2 protein-coding genes and 1 pseudogene are annotated in these 3,015 nt (G+C 27.9%); 1 reads left to right on the top strand and 2 read right to left on the bottom strand.

The window, feature by feature from the left end; translation table 11 throughout:
• Positions 1–44: 44 nt before the first annotated feature.
• Together Q1X91_RS15310 and Q1X91_RS15305 are read right to left on the bottom strand one after the other, a co-directional pair.
• Positions 45–527, bottom strand: a pseudogene (locus tag Q1X91_RS15310) (PfkB family carbohydrate kinase); the annotation flags it as partial.
• Between the two features lie 17 nt (positions 528–544).
• A complete protein-coding gene (locus Q1X91_RS15305; RefSeq protein WP_300759439.1) occupies positions 545–1,288 on the bottom strand; it encodes a DeoR/GlpR family DNA-binding transcription regulator in 744 nt (247 codons plus the stop codon).
• 275 nt (positions 1,289–1,563) lie between these two features.
• Here Q1X91_RS15305 and Q1X91_RS15300 point away from each other — a divergent pair, with 275 nt between their 5' ends.
• Positions 1,564–2,781, top strand: coding sequence for a M20 family metallopeptidase (locus Q1X91_RS15300; protein WP_300759437.1), 1,218 nt, complete (start codon positions 1,564–1,566; stop codon positions 2,779–2,781).
• Positions 2,782–3,015: the final 234 nt, after the last annotated feature.

Below are 3,015 nucleotides of genomic sequence, written 5' to 3'. Positions count from 1 at the left end.
ATAAAAGTAATAAGTGGAAAAAAGAACTATCAATAGCATTAGCAGAGAATTTTCATCTGTTTGAAAATTGACAAACTATATTTGTTTAGGTATATACTGTTTTCTACAGGGCTTGGAACACTTCCAGATAATACTAATATATCATTTTCTTTTATATTAGTTTTTATAAAGTCTAACAATTCATTAACTTTTTCTTTTGAAATATTAGGCGATTTTCCAGCTATTTCACTTTCTGTCTTTGAAGTTTTTAATTTGATATTTATTCTAGTATCTTCTTCTAAGTATATAAAATGCTCTTTAATTCCATACTCTTTAAGATGCTTTTTTATATAATCTCCAGTGAATCCTCCGCAAAAACCTAAAGCAATAGAATCGATATTAAAGTTTTTTAATACTTTAGAAACATTGATTCCTTTTCCTCCTGCTAATGTATAGGCATTATTAACTTTGTTTAATTCTCCCTCTTCAAAGTTATTCATGTCTATATAGTAGTCAACGGCAGGATTTAGTGTTAAAGTATATATCATAAATAATCCCCCGCTTTTTATTGATTAACAATAAATAATCCTTTTAATTTATTTTTTATATTATCATCTATTTCTTTTGCATTGGTTATCAAATAAGAATCTTCCAAACTGCAAAAGTTTATAAGACTTCTTTTGTTAAATTTGGATTCATCGCATAAAAAATAAGTTTTATCTGCCCTCTTGGAAGCCTCACTTTTTATCAATGCCTCTTCACCGTCCGGCGTAGAATATCCGTATATATCAATGCCGTTAGCACCCATAAACGCCAAATCAAAATTAAAATTCTTTACAGACATCGCAGCAGTTACTCCAACCAATGCCCCTGTAAGTGTTTTTATCTTTCCGCCTATCAAATAAGTTTCTATTCTTTTATTATTAAGTTCATCTATATGGCTTACACCGTTTGTTATAACCTTTATATTCTCAATTCCAGACAAATATTTAATCATAGCAAAAACACTAGTACCCGCATCAAGATATATAGTACTTCCTTTCTCTATTAGAGAAGCAGCAAACTTACCTATATTATCTTTTTCCTCCGAATATATCTCTCTTTTGTATAACAAACTCTCTTCCTGAGCATCAATTAATACTGCCCCGCCATGAACACGCTTTATCTTTCCAGCCTCTTCAAGAAATGTTAAATCACGCCTGATTGTAGCCTCTGATACATTGAGCCTCTCTATTAGCTCCTCTATCTTTATGTTCTTTTTCTCTTTTATAACTTCAAGTATCAATTCGTATCTGCTTACTCTTAGCACTTCTTTAATATCCTTATTTACTTTCTATATTAACAATTATATAAAAAAAGCCAAAAAAATCAATCAATTTCAATCAAAAATAATCAAAATCAGTCAGAATTTATTAAAAAATTCTATATTTTGTATAATATGTAATACAATATATATGAATTATAGATATAAAAAACTGTTTAATAACTTTAAATCTATATTATGAATAATAAGTATTGAAGTTAATACTCAAAAATATATAATTATAATAAATACATTAACAAAGTTTTATTAAAGTTTTATTTATGGAAGAATTAGAGTTAATAAAAAGCAAAATAAAAGAGATAAAAGAAGAATTAATAAATATACGAAGAGATTTGCATTCTAACCCTGAACTCTCAGAAAAAGAATTCCAAACTATGAATACAATATCTAAGCATTTAAAAAAATATAATATAGAACATAAAACAGAAGTTGCTGATACTGGAATTATAGCTGATATAAAAGGAAAAGATAAAAGTTTCACAGCGGCATTCAGAGCAGATATAGATGCTCTTCCAATAGATGATTTAAAAAACTGCAGCTACAGCTCAAAAAATAAAGGAGTATGTCATGCCTGCGGACATGATATACATACGGCAATTAATTTGGGTATAGCTTCAGTATTTCAAAATAACAGTAAAGGCATAATACCTCCCTGCAATATAAGGCTTATATTTCAGCCTGCAGAAGAAACTGTAGGAGGAGCTTTGAGAATGATAAAAGAAAATGCATTGGAGAATGTGAATGTTATATATGGTCTGCATGTTTCTACTCATAGTGATATTGGATTTGTTCAGATAAATGATAATATTGTTAATGCTTCATGTTTAGACTTTAAGATAAAAGTTTATGGGAAAAGTGCTCATGCTGCTAATCCTTCTGGAGGAATCGATACTATAGTAATAGCTGCAAAAATAATAGATAATATTCAAACAATAATAAGCAGAAATGTTCAGGCAGAAGACAGTGCTGTAATAACAATAGGAACAATAAAAGGAGGTACTGCTGAAAACATTATATGCGGTTATACTGAGATGACTGGTACAATAAGAGCCTTAAGAGAAAGCACTATGACAAAAATAATAACAAAAATAAAAAAAATAATAAAAGGTATAGCCTACTCTTTTGATGCCGATGCCGAGTTTATAGAAACAGTATATTTTGCAAGTCTTATTAATTGGAAGGAAGCCTCTGATATTGTGAGAGAAAATGCAGTTAATTTGCTTGGAGAGAAAAATGTACTTGAATTAAAACCTTCTATGGGAGCTGAAGATTTTTCTTTTTTTATACAGAATAAAGCTGGAGCATTTTTTAATATAGGAGCTAGAAACAAGAAAAAAGGAATAATTCATGAAGCTCATAACGGGCTCTTTGATGCTGATGAGGAATGCATAGAAATAGGACTTACTTTACAGATAATGAACTTATACAAAAGCTATTTAAAAAAAGATATTTTTTGGCTTGGAAAAGAGAGAAATTAAATATAAATTAATAAAAATTATTTTGTCATTACTATACTTGTTTCAAAACTAATTGAGAAGATTAAGTATAAAATTATTTAGAATTACAAATAATTTTTTCACATGTTATATAATTTATCATATTAGTATATACTAAAAATTTTTAAGTTTGTCAATTTTTTAATTTATAGTATAATCAAAATATGGATTTTAATTTAACAGACGAAGAAATAAAATTTTTGAAATCTTTTCATA

This window comes from uncultured Brachyspira sp. (assembly GCF_949287625.1).
Classification (GTDB): domain Bacteria; phylum Spirochaetota; class Brachyspiria; order Brachyspirales; family Brachyspiraceae; genus Brachyspira.
The sequence above is the reverse complement of the archived record's forward strand: the minus strand, read 5'-3'. Positions and strand labels throughout refer to the sequence as shown.

Bases quoted from the DNA above. Each gene is read 5' to 3' on its own strand.
- Q1X91_RS15300 (WP_300759437.1), top strand. From the start codon at position 1,564: ATGGAAGAATTAGAGTTAATAAAAAGCAAAATAAAAGAGATAAAAGAA.